The organism is Flavobacterium lindanitolerans (assembly GCF_002846575.1).
Taxonomy (GTDB): domain Bacteria; phylum Bacteroidota; class Bacteroidia; order Flavobacteriales; family Flavobacteriaceae; genus Flavobacterium; species Flavobacterium lindanitolerans.
On the sequence record NZ_PJND01000007.1, the window covers coordinates 1,524,564 to 1,547,694 of the forward strand.

At 38.2% G+C, this 23,131-nt stretch carries 22 protein-coding genes; 6 read left to right on the forward strand and 16 right to left on the reverse strand.

Annotated features, from left to right (window positions below):
• Positions 1-127: 127 nt before the first annotated feature.
• The 8 genes from B0G92_RS06605 to recF form a co-directional block, all read right to left on the reverse strand.
• Entirely contained in the window at positions 128-1,585 is a 1,458-nt protein-coding gene (locus B0G92_RS06605; RefSeq protein WP_180326408.1) for a T9SS type A sorting domain-containing protein, read from the reverse strand.
• A gap of 111 nt (positions 1,586-1,696) precedes the next feature.
• Positions 1,697-2,248 (reverse strand): RNA polymerase sigma factor, encoded by a 552-nt coding sequence (locus B0G92_RS06610; protein ID WP_056069597.1) that lies wholly within the window; start codon positions 2,246-2,248, stop codon positions 1,697-1,699.
• A complete protein-coding gene (locus B0G92_RS06615; RefSeq protein ID WP_101471510.1) occupies positions 2,239-3,345 on the reverse strand; it encodes a glycosyltransferase in 1,107 nt (368 codons plus the stop codon). Before B0G92_RS06615 ends, B0G92_RS06610 begins: the two co-directional genes overlap by 10 nt.
• A 135-nt stretch (positions 3,346-3,480) precedes the next feature.
• Entirely contained in the window at positions 3,481-4,203 is a 723-nt protein-coding gene (locus B0G92_RS06620) for a phytanoyl-CoA dioxygenase family protein (RefSeq protein ID WP_101471511.1), read from the reverse strand.
• 26 nt (positions 4,204-4,229) lie between these two features.
• The gene (gene murB / locus B0G92_RS06625) at positions 4,230-5,243 is read right to left on the reverse strand and encodes a UDP-N-acetylmuramate dehydrogenase (protein ID WP_101471512.1); all 1,014 of its coding nucleotides are present in this window, start codon (positions 5,241-5,243) and stop codon (positions 4,230-4,232) included.
• Between the two features lie 61 nt (positions 5,244-5,304).
• On the reverse strand, positions 5,305-5,976 hold the full coding sequence (locus B0G92_RS06630) for a DUF2461 domain-containing protein (protein WP_101471513.1): 672 nt from the start codon (positions 5,974-5,976) through the stop codon (positions 5,305-5,307).
• A gap of 246 nt (positions 5,977-6,222) precedes the next feature.
• Positions 6,223-8,337 (reverse strand): ATP-binding response regulator, encoded by a 2,115-nt coding sequence (locus B0G92_RS06635; protein ID WP_101471514.1) that lies wholly within the window; start codon positions 8,335-8,337, stop codon positions 6,223-6,225.
• 195 nt (positions 8,338-8,532) lie between these two features.
• On the reverse strand, positions 8,533-9,612 hold the full coding sequence (gene recF / locus B0G92_RS06640) for a DNA replication/repair protein RecF (RefSeq protein ID WP_101471515.1): 1,080 nt from the start codon (positions 9,610-9,612) through the stop codon (positions 8,533-8,535).
• Between the two features lie 144 nt (positions 9,613-9,756).
• Between recF and B0G92_RS06645 the strand changes: the two genes are divergently transcribed.
• From B0G92_RS06645 to B0G92_RS06670, 6 genes are all read left to right on the forward strand, one after another.
• Positions 9,757-10,536: a tetratricopeptide repeat protein gene (locus B0G92_RS06645; protein WP_101471516.1), complete on the forward strand. Its 780-nt coding sequence runs from the start codon at positions 9,757-9,759 to the stop codon at positions 10,534-10,536.
• A gap of 65 nt (positions 10,537-10,601) precedes the next feature.
• The gene (gene ribH / locus B0G92_RS06650; protein ID WP_101471517.1) at positions 10,602-11,096 is read left to right on the forward strand and encodes a 6,7-dimethyl-8-ribityllumazine synthase; all 495 of its coding nucleotides are present in this window, start codon (positions 10,602-10,604) and stop codon (positions 11,094-11,096) included.
• A gap of 145 nt (positions 11,097-11,241) precedes the next feature.
• Positions 11,242-13,134 (forward strand): DNA mismatch repair endonuclease MutL, encoded by a 1,893-nt coding sequence (mutL, locus tag B0G92_RS06655; protein WP_101471518.1) that lies wholly within the window; start codon positions 11,242-11,244, stop codon positions 13,132-13,134.
• On the forward strand, positions 13,131-13,880 hold the full coding sequence (locus B0G92_RS06660; RefSeq protein ID WP_101471519.1) for a rhomboid family intramembrane serine protease: 750 nt from the start codon (positions 13,131-13,133) through the stop codon (positions 13,878-13,880). The genes mutL and B0G92_RS06660 overlap by 4 nt, the downstream gene beginning before the upstream one ends.
• Before the next feature lie 12 nt (positions 13,881-13,892).
• A complete protein-coding gene (locus B0G92_RS06665; protein ID WP_101471520.1) occupies positions 13,893-14,762 on the forward strand; it encodes a rhomboid family intramembrane serine protease in 870 nt (289 codons plus the stop codon).
• Positions 14,763-14,810: 48 nt separating this feature from the next.
• Entirely contained in the window at positions 14,811-15,857 is a 1,047-nt protein-coding gene (locus B0G92_RS06670; protein WP_101471521.1) for an endonuclease/exonuclease/phosphatase family protein, read from the forward strand.
• A 7-nt stretch (positions 15,858-15,864) separates the two neighbouring features.
• On the opposite strand, the gene B0G92_RS06675 is transcribed toward B0G92_RS06670, so the two are convergent.
• The 8 genes from B0G92_RS06675 to B0G92_RS06710 form a co-directional block, all read right to left on the reverse strand.
• Positions 15,865-16,479, reverse strand: coding sequence for a WbqC family protein (locus tag B0G92_RS06675; RefSeq protein ID WP_101471522.1), 615 nt, complete (start codon positions 16,477-16,479; stop codon positions 15,865-15,867).
• 1 nt (position 16,480) lies between these two features.
• A complete protein-coding gene (gene lepB, locus B0G92_RS06680) occupies positions 16,481-18,040 on the reverse strand; it encodes a signal peptidase I (protein WP_101471523.1) in 1,560 nt (519 codons plus the stop codon).
• A gap of 43 nt (positions 18,041-18,083) precedes the next feature.
• Positions 18,084-18,785 (reverse strand): 4-hydroxy-tetrahydrodipicolinate reductase, encoded by a 702-nt coding sequence (gene dapB, locus B0G92_RS06685; protein WP_101471524.1) that lies wholly within the window; start codon positions 18,783-18,785, stop codon positions 18,084-18,086.
• A gap of 9 nt (positions 18,786-18,794) precedes the next feature.
• Positions 18,795-19,355, reverse strand: coding sequence for a DUF5683 domain-containing protein (locus B0G92_RS06690; RefSeq protein ID WP_101471525.1), 561 nt, complete (start codon positions 19,353-19,355; stop codon positions 18,795-18,797).
• Complete coding sequence (locus tag B0G92_RS06695; protein ID WP_056069648.1) at positions 19,355-20,254, reverse strand: ParB/RepB/Spo0J family partition protein; 900 nt, start codon at positions 20,252-20,254, stop codon at positions 19,355-19,357. Before B0G92_RS06695 ends, B0G92_RS06690 begins: the two co-directional genes overlap by 1 nt.
• A 9-nt stretch (positions 20,255-20,263) precedes the next feature.
• Positions 20,264-21,031, reverse strand: coding sequence for a ParA family protein (locus tag B0G92_RS06700; protein ID WP_056069651.1), 768 nt, complete (start codon positions 21,029-21,031; stop codon positions 20,264-20,266).
• Positions 21,032-21,412: 381 nt separating this feature from the next.
• Complete coding sequence (locus B0G92_RS06705) at positions 21,413-22,294, reverse strand: SDR family oxidoreductase (RefSeq protein WP_056069654.1); 882 nt, start codon at positions 22,292-22,294, stop codon at positions 21,413-21,415.
• Positions 22,295-22,637: 343 nt separating this feature from the next.
• Entirely contained in the window at positions 22,638-23,093 is a 456-nt protein-coding gene (locus B0G92_RS06710) for a YciI family protein (RefSeq protein ID WP_101471526.1), read from the reverse strand.
• Positions 23,094-23,131: the final 38 nt, after the last annotated feature.

Here is a 23,131-nt window from a genome sequence, read left to right on the forward strand (position 1 = left end):
TGCTTATTTTTTAAATAAAAAAGCAATTTTATGTTTATAAATTGCCAATTAAAGTTAATCCTATTTTAACTTAATAAAAAAGGCAAGCCCGGTCGGGCCTGCCTTAAATAATTATGAGATAACTTGCTTATTGAATAACTAACTTATTGCTGAAATTTTTGTCTTTTGTTTCTGTTTTTGTGACATAAATTCCCGCAGGTAAATCCAGTTTGATAGTATTTGTTCCGGCATTCAAGTCAAAACTGCTGATAAACATCCCGTTGATGGAAAATATTTTTAATGTTCCGTTTTCGGGTGTATCTATGGCAATATTTCCTTTACTCGGATTAGGATAAATGATAGGTTTTACAACTGTAAAATCAGGATTTGATAAGGCATCACAACCAAAAGGAGTAAAGGTAACCAGTCCCAAAGTATTATCGTCAACCTGGTGGCTGATTACGGCTTCTACCTGTGCCTCTGTAGGAGTCTGACCTTCAATCCAACAGTTGTTCTTGGCCATTATAGGGAATGCGGTATTGTTGTACAAAGCGTAGGCTGCTCCAGTATTTCCATTTTCTGAGAATATGTTACCACCTTCATTAAAAGTAGCTTCATTGGTGTCGCCCAAATTGATTCTTGCAGTCCCGATTACCGTAATACCCCAAAGGTTTCTTCGGATTTGGTTACGGCTTGCAATAATGTTCATTGTTGATGCCCCGGAAGCACTTAACGAAATACCACTTCCTCCTTCTGCAGGAATGTTCTGGGAGTTATTATCTTCAATTATATTACCTCTGATATATCCTGATGAAGCGGCTCCAACAACAGTGATGCCATAACGGTTGTCAGTAACAATATTATTGTCGATTATGACTTTAAGTTGACCTCCTCCCAGTAAATTTGAAGCTCCAATACCTCCAGTCCTGATTTTTGTCCGGTCGCCTTTAATAGTGTTACCTACTATTCTCAACGTATCGGCACCACTAGGTCCCATGTTAATTTGCGGGCGGTTTCCGTTGGATTGGTTGTTTCCTTCCAAATAATTATTGGTCAGTGTTGGGGCAACAGACTGGTTGGCTCCTGAGCTAAAAGCCGGATAATAATTGAATAAGAATCTGGAATTGTTGATTAATGCGTTTCCACCAGTTGAGAAATTTATGGCCGAACTTGTCGTTGAGCCATTCATGTGATATGACATAACACAGGACTGCATCTCAAAATCAGGAGTAGCTACACGTATTCCTTTTCCATAGCTGATGGTTGTGTTCCTGAAATAACCGCTGGAACCTGTTTCGAAAGTTATGGCATTGTATGGAGTTGCGGTATTTGTTGCCGTAATGGTAATTGCACCGGCATCGGAAGTAAAATCGCCGTTGACAAGAATTCCGATATCGGCATTAATTTTCAGGGTAGCGTCTGTATTGATTACAATAGCATCATTGGCTGCAATTGTAAGGTTTTGGGATAGGGTATAAATTCCTGCTGATAAGGTTAAGGCTCCTGAGGAATTGGCTACCAGGTCGTCGAGGCTCCAGGTTACACCCGTGTTTGGCGTGGTGTATTGGGCTTTTGCCGCCGTCATCGAAAGGAAGACGGCTAACATGAAAAATAGTTTTTGTTTCATTTTAAGTATATGATTGGTTAACAATATAAAATTACGCTTTTTTACAAAAGCGCCCTGTTAAAAAAAATACTACTTGAAAATGAAAGCCGCCTATCGTTTGTTTTTGATAATTTCGGCCAGAAGTTTTTTGGCACGGAGCAATTTTATTTTTACATTGCTTAAAGGCTCTTCAAGCTCTTCCGAAATTTCCTGATAGCTTAACTCCTGAAAATAACGAAGCTGTATAACTTCCTGATAGTGTGGTTTTAACTCCTTAATGCATTGGAGAAGTCTTGACAGGTTTTGTTCGGTAATCAGTTTGTCTTCCGCAGAAGGAGAACTGTCGGCAATGTTATAGGCCTGGCTGTCTTCTTCATCAGTGATATCAATAAAAAGAGTAGATTTTTTTTTGCGGAGCATGTCGATGTGGACGTTCTTGGCAATGGAAATCAGCCAGGTATTGAATTGGAAATCGGGATTGTAGGTGGCAATTTTGTCGAATGCTTTGGCAAAAGTTTCTATAGTGATATCTTCCGCATCGGTTTCGTTTTGCGTTCTCTGGAGCATAAATCCGTAGACTTCATTCCAGTAATAATCCAATAGAGTAGTGAAGGCAACCTGGTCTCCGACTTTAGCTTTCTCTATTTGCTTTTTTATTTCCAATGGACAGGCTTTGAAAAGAGGTTTGTTATAAAGATATTCAATTGTGTGAATATAAGCATTATTTCAATGACAGGATACCAATAAATAACATCTTTTTCTTTTAGCTTGCCGGCAGAATAGCCTAAGGAAATCCAGGAGAAAAGGTATCTTCCCGCTACAATTGGCACGATAATCATCCAGTTAAACTGGAAAGCAAGCAGTACTACAGCCAAAACAATAAATAAAAACTGTGACAGGAAGAAAACTGCCAGCTGCATTCTGTCAAAAGCTTTGTAAAAAGACGCGGTTGAAACATGTCTTCTTTTTTGGTCAAACCAATCTTTAAACGTTTTTTTAGGTTCTGAAAAGGTAAAGCTTTCCGGAGTAAAACAGATGGTCGTATTTTTTTTAGTGGAAGCCTGGTTGATAAAAAGGTCGTCATCGCCAGACCTGATTTTCATATGGTCAATAAAGCCATTTACGTTAAAAAACTCTTCTTTTTTGTAGGCCAGGTTTCTTCCGACGCCCATATAAGGATGCTTCATTTTTGCCCAGGAAAAATACTGTACGGCAGTAAGCATGGTTTCGAAACGGATGATTTTATTTAAGAACGAACCGGCAATTTTTTCATAGGCTCCATAACCCAATACGATGGTTTTGCTCATTGTAAATTGCGAACTCATTTCTTTAATCCATTCTTTGGAAGAAGGATAGCAGTCGGCATCGGTAAAAAGAAGGTATTCGTTTTTAGCGGCTTTTATTCCAAGAGTGAGCGCGAATTTTTTATTGCCCCAAAAAGCTTCGTTATTTTGAACTTTTACCAAACGGATGTTGGAATATTGTTTTTCAAATTCTTCAAAAACATCCAAAGTATTATCGCTCGAGGCATCGTCGATCAGGATAATTTCATAATCTGGATAATTTTGCTCTGCCAAAAGCGGAACAAACTTTTTTACATTTTCCTCTTCATTCTTGGCACATACGATTACAGAAATAGGAATTCTTTTTGGGGTGCTTTTTTGTGGCTTTGCAAAAGAAAATTTCCCGAAAACAACAATGTAATAGAATAACTGTACAGCCACAACTCCAATAAACGCATAAAAAGTAATAGTCAACATATAAGCTTGGTGTCTTTAAAAAATGTGTGCAAAGGTACAATTGATAAGCGGAATTTCAATTGTGAATCGCAATTAAAATTAAGAAAATTATCCATTACAGTTTTTATATTTCTTAATTGTTTTTTTCTATAAAATTTAATAGCTGATTTGGCTGTATTCAGACCATTTCAACGGCTTCGGAAGCCCTATATTTGAAAATTCAATATGAATGACTCGTCTCCTTTTGTGGTTTAATGTCCTGCTTGAACTATGAAGAAGCAAAGGCTTCATAAGCATGATTCCTCCTGCGTCAACATTACAGCAACTTTCTTTTTCATTTTTCCAATCTATATTTTCTGGCCTGTATATGTTTTTGTGGTGTGAACCGTCAATTACTTTTAACGCACCATTGTTTTCGTTCGTGTCGTCCAGATGGATTCGTATAGTGAATATGTTTTCAAGAATTTCTATAGGAGGTTGCACGGCAAACTGATTGTGTTTTGATGTCCATGGACCAAAACCTTCAACATCTTCTTTTTTGTTGACAGAGATTGTCAAATCCTGATGATAAGCAACAAACCAGTTTGATTCTTCCGGCTTGTCGAAATATATCGATTTTACAATAAAAGCATTTTCTCCAATAATATTGATGATTGATTTTAGTCTGTCATTGAAAATCAGAGGTTTTATTTCGGGTAGTTCTTTTATGAATTGCCTGATTGCGAATAGGTTTTCTGACTTTCTGAAAATAGGGCTATTGGTGTCTTGCTCTTCAATAAATTTTATGATTGAATCAATTTCTTCTTGTGAATAGACAGAATTGATAGTGGTAAAGCCTCTTTTTTGAAATTCAGCTTTATTGTCGAAAATGTTATTCATTGCTCAAGAAATAAATTTGCAAATGCCTAAATCACATTAACTTCAGCTTCAATTTCAATGTCAAAAAGCTCTTTAACCGTTTTTTGGATTTCTTTAGAAACATTCAGGATTTCCTGTCCGGTTGCGTTGCCGTAATTAACCAGAACCAGCGCCTGATTTTTATGGATTCCGGCATCGCCAAAACGTTTTCCTTTAAATCCGGCTTTTTCAATGAGCCATCCGGCCGGAACTTTTACCTCGGTTTCAGAAACAGTATAGCTTGGCATTTCGGGGTGCAACAAGTGGATTCTTTCAAAATCACTTTTTGGGATAATCGGGTTTTTAAAAAAGCTTCCGCTGTTGCCCAGTTCTTTAGGGTCCGGAAGTTTGCTTTGTCTTATGGTTATGATGGCGTTGCTGACTTCTTTTAATGTAGGAGCCGAAATGTCTTTTTTGGCGAGTTCGGCAGCAATATCTCCGTATGAAATATTGATTTTGTGATTTTTTCTGGTCAATTTAAAAACTACAGAAACGATGATGTACTGGTCTTTTACCTCATTTTTAAAAATACTCTCACGATAGCCAAATTTGCATTCTTCTTTATTGAATCGTCTGATTTCTAAAGTTTGGATGTTTACGGCATCGCAATACACAAAGGTGTTTTTGATTTCGGTACCGTAGGCGCCAATGTTTTGTATGGGCGTAGTTCCTACATTTCCGGGAATTAAAGACATGTTTTCCAATCCGCCAAAATCCTGGTCAATCGTCCACAGAACAAATTCATGCCAATTTTCACCGGCTTTGGCTTCTACCCAAACGGCATCTTCTGTCTGGTCGATAATTGTTTTGCCTTTGATATCTACATGGATGGTCAGTGCTTCAATATCTTTTGTCAGCAGCATATTGCTTCCGCCGCCAAGAATAAATTTTTTCTGGGCAGGGTTTTCTTTGAGTACGGTCTGAAGTTCTTCAACCGAGTGTACCGAAACGAATTGTTTTGCTTTGGCTTCAATACCAAAAGTATTGTAGTTTTTAAGGGAAAAATTATCGATAATTTCCATTATGATGAGGAATAAAAATAAAAGGCAAAAGTACTTTAAACGATTAATAATTCATAATGAACTATTCGGTATTTAGGCCGCGGGTTAGAAAATCGTTCAGTGGTTTTGCAACAATCAGTTTTTTTGCTGTTTTTTTGACAAAATCTTTTTCCAGTAATGATTTATCGTCTAGTTTTTGAGTCACCGTAAAGCTTTTTAGTTTTAGAAACTCAATAGCAGGATGGTCTTTTTCATAATCTTTCGGAGCTGTTTTTAGTGAATTGGATTCGTTCCTATCAAAATCAGGATAGATTTTTTTAAAATCCTTGTCGGCGAAGATTTCTTCCAGGTCTTCATAAAAATAAGCAATTTCTTTTCGGATTTTTTTCAGGTCCGGAGCTTCCGGCACATGGAGTCCGGCAGCAATAAAGCTTCCGCCTTTTTCGATATGGACATAATATCCGGGAGCGTTACCACAGTTTTGGTCGGTAGTCATCCAGATTCCCATATGGGTTTTGTAAGGCGACTTGTCTTTGGAAAAGCGAATATCGCGATTGATTCTGAAAGCGCATTTTTTGGGTTCCAGCGTTCGTAACGATTCGTCATGCGGTGCCATTTCTTCTAAAAAGTCGGCAATCAGCCGGTGATATTCTTTTTTATATTCTTCGTAATAAGGTTTGTTGGCCTGAAACCAATCACGGTTGTTGTTTTCTTTTAAGTCCTCTAGGAATTGAAGTGTTTTTGGTGAAAGCATACGGATTGGAAAATTATTTAAGTTAGGCTGAAAACAGCCTAACAATATTAAGAAATTTTATTCGATTTATGGATGTCCAAAGTCAATTTTAATGGCTGTTGGCAGGTTTCTGTTAAATGAGAGAAGAAAAGGTTTTTTAGCCGCAGATTAGGATGATTATGCAGATTTTATAAGCTTAGCGGCTTAGCGCCTTTGCGTGTATTATCTCGCAAAGGCGCAGAGGCGCAAAGCAGGAATGCGTTTGGTTTATTTAGATAGCACTTTCAGCAGTTTTGAATATAATTCTTCTTTGTTGATTGGCTTGATTAGTAGCTCGTCAGCCTGTATGCTGGATAGTTCAATCGAATTCATGTAGGTGTCGCCGGTTATTGCAATAACAGGAACGGTTGCATTGTGATTCGGTATGCTTTTGATGTCTTTGATGAGGTCAATTCCTGAGGCGTTGGCAATCTGCAAGTCGGTCAGGATAATGTTGGCGTTTTCTTTTTTCAGGTATTCTTTGGCGGCAATGTCTGAATTGAAGCCTATCATTTCGAAGTTGATATCAGCCAGCAGTTTTTTCAATAATGTGGTGATTATCCTGTCATCGTCTATTACCGCAACCCTGATTCCCGACTTTCCGTAACTGCGGATTAATCTTGCCTGATTGGTTTCCTGTGAACTGTCCGATTTTTCAAGGAACAGATGGAATGAAATTTCGGTTCCTGTGCCAGGTTCGCTTTCAACACGTATTTCTCCGTCATACAATTCTATAATTTCTTTGCAAAGACTAAGTCCCAAACCGGCGCCAAAGCTTGCCTGGTCTTTGTGGAATTTGCTTTGATAGTATTTGTCAAATATTTTATCGAGGTCTTCTTTAGGGATGCCGGCTCCCGTGTCTTTGATTTTTACATCCAATTTGAATTTATCGTTGACTTCGGTAAATCTGCAATCAACGGTAATGTTTCCTTTTGAAGTGAATTTTATGGCATTTCCTATCATGTTGTAGAACAACTGGTGTATTTTTCCGCTATCAGCCCAGACTTCATTTTGCAAGGAATCGTCTATGTGTGAGACAAGTTCTATTTTTTTAGCATCGGCTAAAGATTTTAAGGATTCTACAATGGATGTAATCTCGTTTTTCAGTACCGTTTTGGAATTGTACAATTGCAGCTTTCCGTTTTCATTTTTGAAGAAATCCAAAATCTGGTTCACGGTAATGTGCAGTGAGTTTGATGTAAAGTTTAACGATTTGGCCATATCGTTTTGTGCGCCGTCCATTTTGGTTGAAATCAACTTGTTGGTAAGATTTGAAATAATACTCAAAGGCGAACGCATTTCGTGGCTTAACATTCCGATAATACGGTTTTTAAATTCCACATTCTTCTCAGCTTCTATTTTGGCGGCAGCCAATTTTTTCTCAAAATGGTAGGCAAAGATGGAGTAGAGCAGGAGCAGTCCGGTGCATATTGACATGACAATCATTAGGGTTGCAATCAGGCTTCTTTTGTTTTTTAGGTTTTCCAGTGCTTTTTCAAATTGCTGTTTGTTGGATTCCTGAACAGATTTGTCATAGAGAAGAATAATGTCCTGGCTGTTTTTTAATATTTTTTTGTTGATGGCCATTAGTTCCCTGTCTATTTCCCTTAGGTTGGAATAGGTGTTTCTAAGGCGTCCAAACTCTTTTTCATAATACTGACGTGTGCTATTGAAGATATTTGCCATCTGTTCCTCAGGAGTTCCGGTTTTTTCGACAGCGCCAAAAGTCATGGTCATATAATAACGGAATTCTTCTTTTTCGACGTCATATTTTCCGGCAATAGCATTGCCTATTCTTTTGAAAAATCCTTTTTTCTCTACGCCTTCAGATGACCGTATCGTGTCGTATGAAATCGACTTCATGACCTTTTTGTGGTTGTAAGGCTTCAGGGCGAATAATTCCGGATTGGATTCAGAAACAGGGTCTACTCTGTATTTGATTAAAGAATCCAATTCTTTTCTAAGAACAATGATTTTTTTTTCTTTTTCTTTTTTGCTCTGGATATTAGGAAGTGTTTTTTCGTCTTTATTCAGTAGGCGGTTCAGACTGTCGAGATAGGAGGTCATCAACGAAAGTGAGTTGCGGTATTTGTGCAACGCACTCCTGTCATAACTGTACAGGTATTCCATAAAAGAATCTTCCGCATCAAAATAATTTTTGGTTACTTCGCCTGAATAGCTCATAATCAGGCTTTGCCTGCTGGCTTTCCGGAAAGAATCGGCAAGTTCGTTTTCGTTGGTATTTTGGTTATACCATAAAGAAAAAATCAGCACTTGCAGTAAAATGACAAAAATGAAAAGTCCGCTATGGATTGTTTTCCTGTGTTTTAAAGACGCTAACATGGGAGTAGGTTTAAGTTAAGAAGCAATGAACTTTTTTGTTCAAACAAACCGGGGAAGCTTGCCTATTAAATATAGATGCTTAAAATTAAGAAAACTTAAGATAGTGCGGTAGGAAAAGTTTAAATAATTTGCTGCAAATGTACGGCTGATTTTTTGTAATTTACAAATAGATTTTGGCAAAAAATACCTTACAGGTTACAGGTTGAATATTTTATAACTCTGATGCATTGATTTTATCACAGATTCTGTGCGTTCCGGATGCGTATCAGAGATAAACAGTTGCCCAAAGTCATCATTATTAACCATTTCTATAATTTTCCCGACGCGGGTTTCATCAAGTTTGTCAAAAATATCGTCAAAAAGCAGTATCGGATTCTGGCGGCTTTGTTTTTTTACAAATTCAAACTGTGCCAGTTTCAGGGCAATCAGAAAAGATTTCTGTTGTCCCTGCGAACCGAATTTTTTTATAGGATGGTGGTCAATCTCAAAAGACAGGTCGTCTTTGTGGATTCCGGCAGTGGTATAATGCATGACGCGGTCTTTTGCCAGACTTTCTTCCAGCAATGCCATCAGCTCTTTTTCATGAAGCTGGCTTTCATAAACCAGTTGTACGGTTTCTGCATTTCCCGTTATTGTCTGATGGTGCCTGTTGAAGATGGGCACAAAGTCTTCAAGGAATTGTTTTCTCTTTTCAAAAATAGCATGACCCAGGCTGTGGAGCTGCTCATTGTAGATGAGCAGTGTTGTATTTTCAAAAACATGGTTGATGGCAAAATATTTTAATAATGCATTTCGCTGGCTAATGACTTTCTGGTATTGTATGAGCTGTTGGAGATAATGGGAATCCAATTGGGAAATGACAGAATCAATGAATTTTCTTCTTGTTTCGCTTCCTTCGATAATCAGGTCGCGGTCGGCCGGAGAAATAATAACCAAAGGAATGAACCCGATATGGTCAGAAAATTTCTCATACTGTTTTCCGTTTCTTTTCAGGATTTTCTTTTGTCCTTTTTTTAAGCTGCAGACAATTTGTTCGTTTCGGTCGTCTTTTTCAAATTCCCCGTCAATCACAAAAAACTCTTCGTTATGTTTGATGTTCTGTACGGCTAAAGGATTGAAATAGCTTTTGCCATAGGATAAATGATAAATGGCATCAAGTACATTGGTCTTGCCGATACCGTTTTTTCCTACAAAGCAATTTATCTTGCTGTCGAACTCGAAATTGGCTTCCGAAAAGTTTTTATAATTGAATAATGCTATTTTTTTTAGATACATCTGCAAACGCCAGCTGATAGTGAGAACCTTGTGGTTTTTGACACAATTTTTTTAAGAGGGTGCAAATTATTGAAAAATAACGAAAAAACATCTTTTACATTTGAATAAAAATTTTATTTTTGCACCTCACTTAATTAAACATGAATGGCAACATATAACAAAAGAGGCTATAAGGCTCCTAAACCAAAGGAAGAAAACGAATTCGAACCGGACCCACTTGATGCAATTTCAGAAAAAGATAGCACAACTGCAGGAGTATTCAATTCTTTAGATGAGGGTGCTTCTAGAACCGAAGAATGGGTTGCTAAAAACCAAAAAGGTATTTTTATCGTTATTGGTGCTGTTGCCCTTATAGCGGCAGGTTACCTTTTATATAAGAAATTTATTGTAGAGCCTAAAGAAGATGAAGCTGCGAACGAAATGTTCCAGGCTCAGAAATACTTCCAGCAGGCAACTGAAGGAACAGCAAGCGATTCACTTTATAACCTGTCTCTAAAAGGTGGAGAAGGGAAGCTGGGTTTCACAGGAATTATAGAAAATTATTCTGGTACCAATGCGGCTAACCTGGCAAATTACTATGCGGGTATCGCTTATCTGAATACTAAAAAATACAAAGAGGCAATCGAATATCTTGAAAAATTCAGTTCAGATGATTTGATGCTTTCGGTAATTGCAAAAGGAGCAATTGGTGATGCCTTCTCTCAATTGAACCAGCCAAAAGAAGCTTTGGAGTATTATGTTAAGGCTGCAGAGATGAATCAGAATGACATGACTACGCCACGTTTCTTGCTGAAAGCAGGGCAAACGGCTTTGGCATTGAAGCAAAAAGAAACAGCATTGAAATATTTCAACGAAATCAAGGAGAAATACGATACGGCTCCTGAAGCGATGAATATTGATGCAATGATTGGATTGGCACAATAATTTAGATTTTGAATTTTAGATTTCAGATTTCTGAAGTCTTGATTTGAGATTGCAATCTTATTACAATGGCTACAGCTAATAAAAATTTATCAGAATACGATAAAAACACAATCCCAAGCGCGAAAGATTTTCGGTTTGGGATTGTTGTTTCTGAATGGAATGACAAAATAACGGAGGGTCTTTTTTCCGGGGCTGAAAAGGCATTACTGGACTGTGATGCTACACCGGATAATATCATCCGATGGAATGTTCCGGGAAGCTTCGAGCTTGTTTATGGGGCTAAGCGTATGATAGAAACACAGCAGGTGGATACGGTTATCGTAATCGGTTGTGTGATTCAGGGAGAAACCAAACATTTTGATTTTGTATGTGAAGGCGTTACGCAAGGCATCAAGGATTTGAATGTTCAGACAGACGTTCCTGTTATCTTTTGTGTGCTGACTGATAATAATGAGCAGCAATCTATTGACAGAAGTGGCGGGGTTCATGGAAATAAAGGAACCGAAGCGGCGATTGCGGCAATAAAGATGGCTTATTTAAGACAGCAGTCTTCGAAATAATAAAGTCCCGATAAACTTTTTATAGAGCCTATTTCCTTTACACGAAATAGGCTTTTTTGTGTGAAAAACTTTCCGGTTTTCCTATTTTCTAATTTTTCAATTGTTATATTAATTATGTAACTTTGGAAGTCAACAAATTTATAGAATGTCGAGTATAATTCAATTGCTTCCCGATCATGTTGCCAACCAGATAGCCGCTGGAGAAGTAGTACAAAGGCCTGCATCTGTGGTGAAAGAACTTCTTGAAAACGCAGTTGATGCTAAGGCCAACGATATCAAACTTATTATTAAAGACGCCGGAAAATCGCTTGTACAGGTGATTGATAATGGTGTTGGTATGAGTGTTACTGATGCGCGTTTGTGTTTTGAGCGTCATGCTACTTCAAAAATCAGAGCAGCAGAAGATTTGTTTTCATTGCACACCAAAGGTTTCCGTGGCGAGGCATTGGCTTCTATTGCCGCAATTGCACATGTAGAGATGAAAACAAAGCAGGAGCAGGATGAATTGGGAACGCATCTCGCCATTGAAGGAGGCAAGTTTGTGTCGCAGGATGTGGCCGTTCTGCCAAAAGGGACGTCTTTTGCGGTAAAGAATCTTTTTTTTAATATACCGGCAAGAAGGAATTTCCTGAAATCGGATACGGTGGAACACCGCCATATTGTTGATGAATTTCAGAGGGTTGCTTTGGCCCATCCCAATATTCATTTTACGATGTATCATAACGGAAGCGAAATGTTTAACCTTCCGGCATCAAACCTGCGTCAGCGTATTGTGAATATTTTTTCAGGAAAAACCAATGAAAAACTGGTTCCGATTCAGGAAAGTACAGAAATCGTAGGAATACAGGGGTTTGTGAGCAAGCCTGAATTTGCAAAGAAGAACCGTGGCGAACAATTTTTCTTTGTCAATGACCGTTTTATCAAAAGCGGTTACCTGCACCATGCTATTATGGCTGCCTATGAAGGATTGCTGAAAGACGGTTGCCAGCCTAGTTATTTTATCTATCTGGACGTTCCGCCCAATACAATTGATATCAATATACATCCGACAAAAACGGAAATAAAATTTGACGATGAGCATGCGCTTTACGCTATTTTACGTTCTGCCATAAAACACAGTTTGGGACAGTTTAATGTGGCTCCGGTTTTGGATTTCGACAGGGATTCTAATCTGGATACGCCCTACGAATATGAGAAGAAAGAAGCATCTATGCCTTTAATTCAGGTAGATGCTAATTTTAATCCGTTTGGCGATCCGGATCCGATACCAGCAAAATCATACAGTAGCGGAAGCAATAGCAGCAGTTATAGTGGTTCGGGTGGTTCTTACAGAAAGCCTGAATCGTCTAACTGGGAAAGCCTGTATGTGGGATTAAAACAGGATACGGAAACGATAACTGATATTCAGGATATCCAGTTTGAATCTGAAGAAGTAACCGGTTCTCTGTTTAATGATAAGGAAATCGAAGAAGCGATTTACAAGACCTATCAGATTCATAAAAAGTATATTGTCAGTCCAATCAAATCTGGAATGGTGATTATTGACCAGCAACGGGCACACCAACGCGTTTTGTATGAACAGTTTCTGGCGAATATGACAGTGCATCAGGCATCAAGCCAGCAGTTGTTGTTTCCGCTGAATCTTTATTTTTCATCCCAGGAAATATTATTGATTTCTGAATTGGAGCTTTCTCTGGTCAATACCGGGTTTGTTTTTGAAGAAATTAAAGAAGACAGCGTTGTAATTTCGGGTATTCCGGTCAATGTGACAGAAAGCGAGGTTTCCATCCTGTTGGAACAGTTATTGAGTGACCTACAAGACGAAATTCCGGAAAGCAGTTTCAGCCAGAACGATACGATTGCAAAATCGATGGCAAAAAGCCTTGCTGTAAAGACTGGGACGTATCTGACAGAAAGAGAGCAGGAGAATCTAGTTAACGGACTCTTTGCCTGTAAGGAGCCTAATGTTTCGCCTTTTCATAAACCAACCTTTATCACGATGAGTGTAGAGGATTTAGATAAAAAATTTGCAGTATGATGAATATTACGCCAACGGTCAAGCAATTATTGATTATAAACATTATATTTTTTATTGGGACGCAATTAATAAAAAATGAAGTTGCCTATCATTATTTGTCACTTTACTTTTTTGAAAATCCGCAATTTTATGCTTGGCAGCCTTTGACACATATGTTCATGCATAGAGGCTTTATGCATATCTTTTTTAATATGTTTGCACTTTATTCTTTTGGGAGTGCATTAGAGCATTTTTGGGGTGGAAAAAAATTCTTGTTTTTCTATATTTCCTGTGGTCTTGGAGCTGCATTACTTCATACAGGAGTTAATTATTATTTTTTTCATACTGGTTTGACTGAACTTATCAATGCCGGTTTTTCACGGGATAGTATTCTTGAATTATTAAATAAAGACATGATAAATCAGCAATGGGGACAGGTTCTTGGTCAATCAGGGTTGGAAAATTTTGCCAGATCTTATGTAACTCCGGCCGTAGGAGCGTCCGGTGCTATTTATGGGCTTTTAGTTGCATTTGCTTTTATGTTTCCCAATGCTGAATTGATGATGCTTTTTCTTCCAATACCAATAAAAGCAAAATATTTTGTTCCGGTAATTCTTCTCATGGATTTATTTTCAGGCGTTACGGGCATCTCTATTTTTGGAGGTGGAAATATAGCTCACTTTGCTCATATTGGCGGGGCGGTAGTAGGATTTTTCATGATGTGGTACTGGAAAAAGAACCAGTTTCATAACAATCGTTGGAATTAATCTTTGGGTTTTATGGGAATCATTGATGATCTAAAGATGCAATACAAAACCGGAGGAATTACGTTACAGTTGATCTTCTGGAATATTGGTATTGCCATACCTTTGTTTTTGCTGCACGCCTTTTCTAATGACGGATTCCTGTCTTTGATGTCGTGGATACAGCTTACTTCTGATCCTTCAGAGTTTATTGTAAAGCCCTGGACACTGCTTACGTATAGTTTTCTGCATGTGGATGTACTGCATCTGCTGTTCAATATGATTATGCTTAATTTTTCAGGAAGACTTTTCCTTACTTTTTTTACGCAAAAGCAGTTTTTGGGACTGTATTTGTTGGGTGCTGCTTTTGCCGGATTGGTTTTTCTGGGTACATTTTTCCTTTTTGGCTATAAAGCTCCTATTATTGGAGCTTCAGGAGCAATTATGGCGGTGCTTATAGGTTCAGCGACTTATGCGCCATTATATCAGATAAGGCTCTTGCTGATAGGAACTGTCAAATTATGGCATATTGCTATTGTTTTCCTGATATTGGACCTGATACAGATACCAACCAATAATATGGGAGGACATATTGCCCATTTGGGCGGTGCCGTATTTGGTTTTATTTATATCAAGCTTTTGCAGAACGGAACCGATTTAAGCTTAATCGTTACCAGAATACTGAACTTCTTTGCCAATCTGTTTAAGCCTAAAAAGGGAACGCCTTTTAAAAAAGTACATCGCAATGTTAGTCAGCCGAAACCAAAAACGGCTCCTGCCAGTAGAATTGTCGTGAAGGATAAAACACAACAGCAGATTGATGAAATTCTTGACAAGATAAGCCAGTCCGGTTATGATAGCCTGACAAAAGAAGAAAAAGAATTTCTTTTCAAAGCAGGAAAGTAAAGAAAGTTTTATAATCTTTGCCAGAACTCAAAAAATTTTTGCCAAAAAATGAAAAACCTTTCATGGTTCAATAAAGCAATGTTTTTTTTCAATATAGTGTTGACTGTATTGACTTTTGTTGCTTATATCTTACCGTTTTTGGCTCCAAAATTATTTCCAATCCTATCTGTACTGACCCTGATATTGCCCTTCATGTTGATTTTAAATCTCCTCTTTTTTATTTATTGGGGAATACAGATGAAAAGGCAGATTTTGCTTTCTTCGGTGGTGCTGTTAATGGGTATTACTTTTATTAATAAGTTCTATAAATTTTCGACTACAGACCTTCCGCCCTCTGATAATGATTTTACGGTGATGAGTTATAATGTGCGCCTTTTTAATCTTTACAAATGGATTGAAAGGGACGATGTGCCGGAACTGATAGCCAATTTCATTAATGATAAGAATCCGGACATTCTATGCATTCAGGAATATTCTGAAGGGAAAATTAATTTGAGGGCTTATAAGCACAAATATATCCTGATGAAAGGAAATAAGACAAAGACGGGACACGCCATATTTTCAAAATTTCCAATTGTAGGCAGAGGCGATATCGTATTTCCAAATTCCAATAACAATGCTATTTATGCCGATATTAAAAAAGGGAAGGATACAATCAGGGTTTATAATATGCATTTGCAATCCATCAGAATTACGCCTGATGTCCATGAAATCAATGAAGATATAAACGGGATTAACGAGCAAAAGTCAAAGAAGATTATCAAGAGGATGAGCGAGGCTTTTAAAGAGCAGCAGGAGCAGGCCGAAATCATAATGAATCACAAGAAAAACAGTAAGCTCCCTGAGATTATATGCGGTGACATGAATAACAGTGCTTTCTCGTTTGTGTACAGAAGTATCAGAGGAAATCTGAATGATGCCTTTGAAGAAGCCGGCAGCGGATTTGGAAAATCCTATAATTTCAAATACTATCCGGCCCGAATCGATTATATTTTTGTTGATAAGAAGATGCAGGTCAAAAACTTTGAAAATTACCCTGATTTTATCAATTCAGACCACTTTCCGGTTATGGCAAGGCTGGCGTTCGAAAATTAAATCGGGTTTAAAGCGATTGATTTTTTAGGTAATCTAAGGCATGCCTTCCTTCGTTGAACAAAAGGTCCAGAATGCTCAAATTGTTCAGATAGCCGTGTTTTTCTCCAAAAACCTGAGTGTAAGGCTCAAATTCCAAAGTATCTTTTTTCCCGTTTGCTAAAGGTCGGAAATCTGTGAATTGAGGTGCTTCATGAAAATATTCTTCCGTTTTCTTATAGCTAAATTCAAAGCCAAGGCAGTCTGAAACGATTTCCATCGCTTCAAAATTCAAGTCCATCAAAAAGTCGTGTTTCTTTCGAAAGATAGGAGCCAGGTCGTCTTCAAAATATTCAAAGAAAGGCGATGTCCTGTAGGCTGCTTCAAGCGATTTGAAATGCTGCTTCTGCCAGTCAAAGGCATCTTCAATACGAACGTCTTTTGTTTTCTGGTGCCTGTCGCCTTTGGAATGCTTTACAGGAATGTTAAGCATCTGTATGCCGTTCGGGCTGTAGATATACATTCGGTTCCTGTTGGTCTGTTTTTGGAAGTTGTCTTCCATCTCAAAGGTAATCGAATCGGCCTGAACCATGGCAGCAAATTGGCTGATGGACGGGAAATAGGTAGGAAGCAAAAGGATATTCATCTTAATACCTGTCTAATTTTTTCTTTTTTCTTCTGATAAAGAAGTTAGCAATAAAATACCCTGCCATTAATAGGACGAAAATACTGAAATAGGATACCGGTTCGCCGCTTCCGCCAACAGTTGTGAATAGTCTTTCCCAACGAATCTTGTCGATAGCTTTTGACCACGGAATGGTTGGATCTAAGCTCATCCAGATAAACACCGGCTTTCCTACGATATGGTCTGCAGGAACATAGCCCCAAAAACGGCTATCCAGCGAGTTATGGCGGTTGTCTCCAACCATATAGTAATAATCCTGCTTGAACGTGTAAGAATCAGCAACCTGACCGTTGATTATGATTTTGTCTCCCTCAACTTTTAGATCGTTCTTTTCGTATTCTTTAATAATTGTTCTGTAAAAAGGAAGTGAATTTTTGTCCAGTTTTACAGTTTTTCCGGCTTGTGGAATATAGATAGGACCTAAATTGTCCTGATTCCATTTTTTAGTATATGGAAAAATTCTAGGCTCTGGATACTCTTCAGCTTTCAAAATCTGTTTTGTAACACTTTCTACAGTTGGATTCTTTTTCAGAATGGCTGCATTTTCATCGGTTAATGAATAGAAGATATAGCTATTATCAGGCAGGAATTTAAAGTCATCCGGATATATTTTCAAATCTTTTGTGAGATAATTTTGATCAAGCATACTACCATTTACGGTAATTACTCTATAAGAATACTGGACTCTAGCCCTGTCTGAAAGGATTAGTTTTTTGCCATTAATATAAGCATCACCATCAACGAAAGAAAGGCTGTCACCAGGAGTTCCTACGCAACGTTTTACATAATTTGTCTTTTTGTCGATTGGCTTGAAATCAGATGCTGTTGCAACGGCAACAGTATCTACAGGCCAATTGAATACTACAATGTCATTTTTTTCGATTGGTTCAAATCCCGGGAATCTGAAATAAGGAAGCTGTGGCCTGTTTACGTATGACTTAGTAGTAGAGAAAGGAATCTGGTCATGAACCATTGGTAGGGCAACAGTTGTCATTGGTGTTCTGGCTCCATAATTGTTTTTACTCACAAAAAGGAAATCGCCTACCAAAAGTGTTTTTTCCAATGAACCCGTCGGAATTGTGAAAGGTTGCATTACATAGGTATGAACAATTGTGGCAACTACCACAGCAAATAGCAATGAGCTGACAGTATCTGCGGTCTTGTTTTTTGGATGCAGGCTTCTGTTTTCAATATATTTTACATCCTGAGTGTAGTTAATGTAATAAATATAAAGTCCTAAGGTAAGCACACCCAGAGCTGTGTCTAAAGTTGTGTTTTTTCCAAAGCTTCTCAGGGTTTCGACCCAAACAACCGGAAACATGATAAGATTTACAATAGGTATAAAAAGCAAAATAACCCACCATTTCGGTCGGTTGATGATTTTCATCAGGATAATAGCGTTGTAGATTGGAATTGCTGCTTCCCAGGCTTGTCTTCCTGCTTTTTTATACAATTTCCATGTTCCTAAAAAGTGTACTACCTGAAGGATAAGGAAAAATAGAAACCATTGATTAATTGTCATCTGTATGTATTTTTATGTATATGTCTGTTGTGAAAAAGATTTGTTACGTTAAATTAAGCACATCTTTCATGGTGTAGACACCTTTTTTGCCTAAAATCCATTCTGCGGCTACTACCGCGCCTAATGCAAAACCTTCACGGCTATGGGCAATATGTTTGATTTCGATAGTGTCGACGGCTGAATTGTAGAAAACGCTATGTGTGCCCGGAACATTTTCGATTCTTTTGGCATCAATTAAGATTTCGTCCTCTTTTGCATTTTCCAATGCCCAGCTTGAATAGTCCGAATTTTCTATGATTCCTTTGGCTAAGGTGATGGCGGTGCCACTTGGTGCATCTAATTTTTGTGTATGGTGTATTTCTTCCATGGAAACTTTATATTCCCTGATGTTTGACATCATTTTAGCGAGATAATCATTCAGTTGGAAAAATATGTTTACGCCTAAACTGAAATTGGAACCGTAGATAAATGCCCCGTTTTTTTCCTGGCAAAGAGCAACCATTTTGTCATAGCTGTCAAGCCAACCGGTAGTTCCGGAAATGATTGGAATATTGTTGTCTAAACAGGTTGAGATATTGCTAACCGCAGCGTCAGGAATACTAAAATCAATTGCGACATCTGCCTGTTCCAATCCTTCAAAAGTATCTTCTGCAGATTTTCTCAAAACGATTTCATGGCCTCTTTCCAAAGCGATTTTTTCAATCACTTTACCCATTTTGCCATATCCCAAAAGTGCTATTTTCATGCTGTGCTATTAAAAATTGTAATTTAATGTCAGTCCGACATTTTTTTTGTAATTCAGGTCGTTTTGGTAAATATCCGGCTTGAGCGTGAGCTTATCGCTTACATTGAATTGCAGGAGATGCGCGTCCACATTGGCCTCAACAATATTCAGGATGTAGATACCTACCGTGACAATCAAAGAAAGGTCGCGGTTTTTCTGGAACTGCCTTTGTGCAGAAATCAGCTGATTGTCTGTCAGGTTGGAAAGTTTTCCGTTTGGGTCTTCTGTTCCGTTTAAACGCCTTTTGTATTCGTCTCTGTATTTGTGGTAATTCTTGTTGTTGTAAGCATAGATTCCTATTCCGGTTCCTAATGCTGCATATACGATGGGAATTTTCCAGTATTTTTTATTATAGGCCTGTCCCATACCCGGAAGTATGGCCGAATAAAAGGCAGCTTTAGAAGGAGCCAATGGATTGATTTCTTCTCCTTTTATGCTGTCGCGTACGACAATATTCAATTCTTCCTGTGCGCTGACGGAAGTAATTCCAATCAGAAAAAAGAGAAAAAATATGGAAACTAACTTATTCACTAACCTTTGATTAATTTGATAATTCGGTTGAAATCCTCTTCAGAATGGAATGGGATCGTGATTTTTCCTTTACCATTTCCGGCTACTTTGACATCTACTTTTGTGCCAAAATAGTTTCCTATGGCTTTCTTTTCTGATTCATCAATGGTAAATGCATTACCTTTTGCCGCTTTTGGCGGAGCCGGTTTCAGGCTGTCCTGGTAATTTTTAACCAAGGCTTCCGTTTCTCTTACAGAAAGATTTTGGCTGACGATTTTTTGGTAAATATCAGCCTGTATGTCATGGTCTTCAATGTTAATGATAGCACGACCGTGTCCCATAGAAATAAAACCATCGCGGATTCCGGTCTGGATAATCGGGTCAAGTTTTAATAATCGCAGGTAATTGGCAATTGTGGAACGCTTTTTACCTACGCGGTCACTCATCTGCTCCTGCGTTAACTGAATCTCGTCGATTAAACGTTGGTAGGACAGGGCGATTTCGATAGGGTCAAGGTCATGACGCTGTATGTTTTCTACCAAAGCCATTACCAGCGATTCATTGTCGTTGGCAAGCCTGATATAGGCAGGTACAACTGTCAATCCGGCTAATTTTGAAGCACGAAGCCTTCTTTCTCCGGAGATTAGCTGGAATTTGTTAAAGTCTAATTTTCGTACGGTAATAGGTTGGATGACACCCAATTCCCTGATGGAAGTAGCCAATTCCTGAAGGGATTCTTCATTGAAATTGGTTCTTGGCTGAAACGGGTTTATTTCAATAGCATCAATTTCAAGCTCAATAATATTACCAACTACTTTATCTGCATTTTTATCCTCTGCCGATTTGATGTCGTTTTCCGGATCTTTTAGCAATGCTGATAAACCTCTTCCTAATGCTTGTTTCTTTATCGCCTTTGTCATAAACTGTTTCTATTTCGTATTTTTCTTAATGATTTCTTCTGCCAGGTTGATATAATTGGTTGCTCCTTTACTGGTTGCATCATAGTTGATAATGCTTTCTCCAAAACTTGGGGCCTCGCTCAATTTTACATTACGCTGGATAACTGTTTCAAAAACCATATCGTGGAAATGTTTCTGTACTTCTTCAACTACCTGATTGGATAGGCGAAGGCGGGAATCATACATAGTCAGCAATAAGCCTTCTATATCCAGATCCGGATTATGGATTTTTTGGACACTTTTTATCGTATTCAATAGTTTTCCTAATCCTTCCAGAGCAAAATACTCACATTGGATTGGAATCACTACTGAATCTGCTGCTGTCAATGCATTTAATGTCAGCAATCCCAACGATGGAGCACAGTCGATTAGAATGTAATCGTATTTGTCCTTTACGCTTTCCAATGCTGTTTTTAGCATATATTCCCGGTTTTCCTTGTCGACCAATTCGATTTCGATAGCCACCAAATCAATATGGGCAGGAATCACGGATACGTTTGGAGATGAACATTCGATTGTTGCTTCCTCCGGCGTATTACTGTGTTCCAGAATCTGGTAAGTTCCAATTTCTACCGACTCTACGTCGATTCCTAAACCCGAACTTGCATTCGCTTGAGGATCAGCGTCAATCAGTAATACTTTTTTCTCTAAAACTCCCAAGGAAGCTGCTAAATTAACAGACGTCGTTGTTTTGCCAACGCCGCCTTTTTGATTTGCAATAGCAATGATTTTGCCCATTTAATTTCTAAAATTTTGAACCGTAAAAATACAATTATTTATGGGTTTTGAAAATCTATTTTGTTAACAATATAAAAAGAGATAGCGAATAAAAAAGCCGGAAGTATTCCTCCGGCTTATGGTGCTGTTTTTGTTTTTGGCAGTATGCCTTGTTATTTCAAAATCAGTTTTTGGATAACTTTCTACTTTGTTCATAAAACTCACAACCTTATCGACTTAGCAACTTTATTAACTGTTTTAGCCACAGATTAGTATGATTATACAGATTTTGAATCTTGTGTCAAATAAAAGAATACATTAGTTATTTTGGTAAGATCCTCTTTTATATACATAAAATGCAAAACCTTAGCCTCTCAGAACCTTAGCAGCTTAGTACCTCTCCTAATTATTTTTCTTGGCCTTAATCATAGCTTCCAACATGTCCCACATTTCTTCAGGAACGGCTTCCAGAAGATTGAACTGTCCGGCACCTTTAAGCCATTCGCCACCATCGATGGTAATGACTTCACCGTTGACATAGGCTGAAAAGTCAGACACGAGATAGGCGGCAAGGTTGGCTAATTCCTGATGGTCGCCCACTCTTTTTAGTGGTACTTTTTTTGCCAGGTCGAATTTGTCTTTCAGGTCGCCCGGTAATAATCTGTCCCAGGCACCTTTGGTAGGAAATGGTCCCGGTGCTATGGCATTGGAACGGATTCCGTATTTGGCCCATTCAACGGCAAGGCTTCGGGTCATGGCTAAAACGCCGGCTTTTGCTGTGGCTGACGGAACTACATAAGCAGAGCCCGTCCAGGCATAGGTTGTGACAATATTCAAGATGGTTGTGTTTTGCTGTTTGGTGTCAATCCAATGTTTTCCAAAAGCCAGGGTGCAGTTTTTGGAGCCTTTTAGCACAATGTCAATAATGGTATCAAAGGCGTTGGCCGATAGCCTTTCTGTAGGAGAAATAAAATTTCCGGCCGCATTGTTCAGTAATACATCTACTTTACCAAATTTTTCCAGAACTGAAGCGAGCATGGTTTCAACCTGCTCATAGTTGCGGACATCGCAGGCTAAAGGAAGGCATTCACCGCCGGTTTCTTTTTCAAGTTCTTCTGCGGTAGTTCTTAGTTTTTCAAGATCGCGGGAAGTTATGGCAACTTTGGCGCCTAATTCCAGAAAATATTTTGTCATTGCTTTTCCAAGCCCACTTCCACCGCCTGTAACAACAATTGTTTTTCCTTCGAGGGCATTATCGCGAAGCATTTTTTTTGTAAAATCCATGTGTGTCGTTTTTCTTTTTTACTAAAATACGGAATTATTACAAAAGATATTTTTCCTATTCAAAATAAATGCTCAAGTAGTTGTTGAGATGGAATTAATGCTTAATAAACGTTTGGCAGTTTAACTTAGGGTAAGGGCGTGTGATTTATAAATTTCTGTTCAGCCACAGATTAGATGATTGTGCAGATTTGAAGAGTTCCTGTCAGACAGAAGAAAATATTAATAACTGCTTTTTTAAATTTTCAAAACTTTACGGCCCTGTGTCTTTGCCTGAAAATATTGCTGGCAAAGGCACAAGAACGCTAAATTCATAATAATGGAAATCTGGAAGAGACTTTTTAAATCAGTGTTTCGTCTTTTCTATTTTATCGTGTATTTTCAGGTATTCAGGCAAAGCAGCCGAACCGTACCATTCAAATACTTCTACCTCAAAAAGTTTTTCTTTTATGGCAGGGTCGGTAAGTAATAATTCGTTTGCTTCCTCAATTGTTTTTGCATTCAGGATAAAGATGCCGCGATAATTTTTATCGTTTTTCTTTAAAGGACCGGCAACAATCAGCTTGCCGTCTTTAGCCAGACGGTTGATGTTGTCCATATGGCCTTTGAAAAGCTCGTTTAATTTTTCTTTGTCGTCTATTTTATTGCTTCCGGTTTTTAAGATAGCCAGGACATACATTTTCATTCCGTAATCGTCAGCACCCAAAGACTCTGCAAGTTTGCTGTCATAGTTAGGATTTACTGTTTGGGCATTTGCTTTGAAGCAACTGACAAGCATCAGTATAAGTAGTATTTTTTTCATGATTGGTTGTTTTGTCCCTTGAGTAGGGTTTTGACAAT

Bases quoted from the DNA above. Each gene is read 5' to 3' on its own strand.
- B0G92_RS06670 (WP_101471521.1), top strand. From the start codon at position 14,811: ATGAAAAACCTTTCATGGTTCAATAAAGCAATGTTTTTTTTCAATATA.
- B0G92_RS06630 (WP_101471513.1), bottom strand. From the start codon at position 5,976: ATGCTTTCACCAAAAACACTTCAATTCCTAGAGGACTTAAAAGAAAAC.
- B0G92_RS06700 (WP_056069651.1), bottom strand. From the start codon at position 21,031: ATGGGCAAAATCATTGCTATTGCAAATCAAAAAGGCGGCGTTGGCAAA.
- B0G92_RS06615 (WP_101471510.1), bottom strand. From the start codon at position 3,345: ATGTTGACTATTACTTTTTATGCGTTTATTGGAGTTGTGGCTGTACAG.
- dapB (WP_101471524.1), bottom strand. From the start codon at position 18,785: ATGAAAATAGCACTTTTGGGATATGGCAAAATGGGTAAAGTGATTGAA.
- B0G92_RS06665 (WP_101471520.1), top strand. From the start codon at position 13,893: ATGGGAATCATTGATGATCTAAAGATGCAATACAAAACCGGAGGAATT.
- ribH (WP_101471517.1), top strand. From the start codon at position 10,602: ATGGCTACAGCTAATAAAAATTTATCAGAATACGATAAAAACACAATC.
- B0G92_RS06605 (WP_180326408.1), bottom strand. From the start codon at position 1,585: ATGTTAGCCGTCTTCCTTTCGATGACGGCGGCAAAAGCCCAATACACC.
- B0G92_RS06635 (WP_101471514.1), bottom strand. From the start codon at position 8,337: ATGTTAGCGTCTTTAAAACACAGGAAAACAATCCATAGCGGACTTTTC.
- B0G92_RS06645 (WP_101471516.1), top strand. From the start codon at position 9,757: ATGGCAACATATAACAAAAGAGGCTATAAGGCTCCTAAACCAAAGGAA.
- B0G92_RS06660 (WP_101471519.1), top strand. From the start codon at position 13,131: ATGATGAATATTACGCCAACGGTCAAGCAATTATTGATTATAAACATT.
- recF (WP_101471515.1), bottom strand. From the start codon at position 9,612: ATGTATCTAAAAAAAATAGCATTATTCAATTATAAAAACTTTTCGGAA.
- lepB (WP_101471523.1), bottom strand. From the start codon at position 18,040: ATGACAATTAATCAATGGTTTCTATTTTTCCTTATCCTTCAGGTAGTA.
- B0G92_RS06705 (WP_056069654.1), bottom strand. From the start codon at position 22,294: ATGGATTTTACAAAAAAAATGCTTCGCGATAATGCCCTCGAAGGAAAA.
- mutL (WP_101471518.1), top strand. From the start codon at position 11,242: ATGTCGAGTATAATTCAATTGCTTCCCGATCATGTTGCCAACCAGATA.
- B0G92_RS06620 (WP_101471511.1), bottom strand. From the start codon at position 4,203: ATGAATAACATTTTCGACAATAAAGCTGAATTTCAAAAAAGAGGCTTT.
- B0G92_RS06675 (WP_101471522.1), bottom strand. From the start codon at position 16,479: ATGAATATCCTTTTGCTTCCTACCTATTTCCCGTCCATCAGCCAATTT.
- B0G92_RS06710 (WP_101471526.1), bottom strand. From the start codon at position 23,093: ATGAAAAAAATACTACTTATACTGATGCTTGTCAGTTGCTTCAAAGCA.
- murB (WP_101471512.1), bottom strand. From the start codon at position 5,243: ATGGAAATTATCGATAATTTTTCCCTTAAAAACTACAATACTTTTGGT.
- B0G92_RS06695 (WP_056069648.1), bottom strand. From the start codon at position 20,254: ATGACAAAGGCGATAAAGAAACAAGCATTAGGAAGAGGTTTATCAGCA.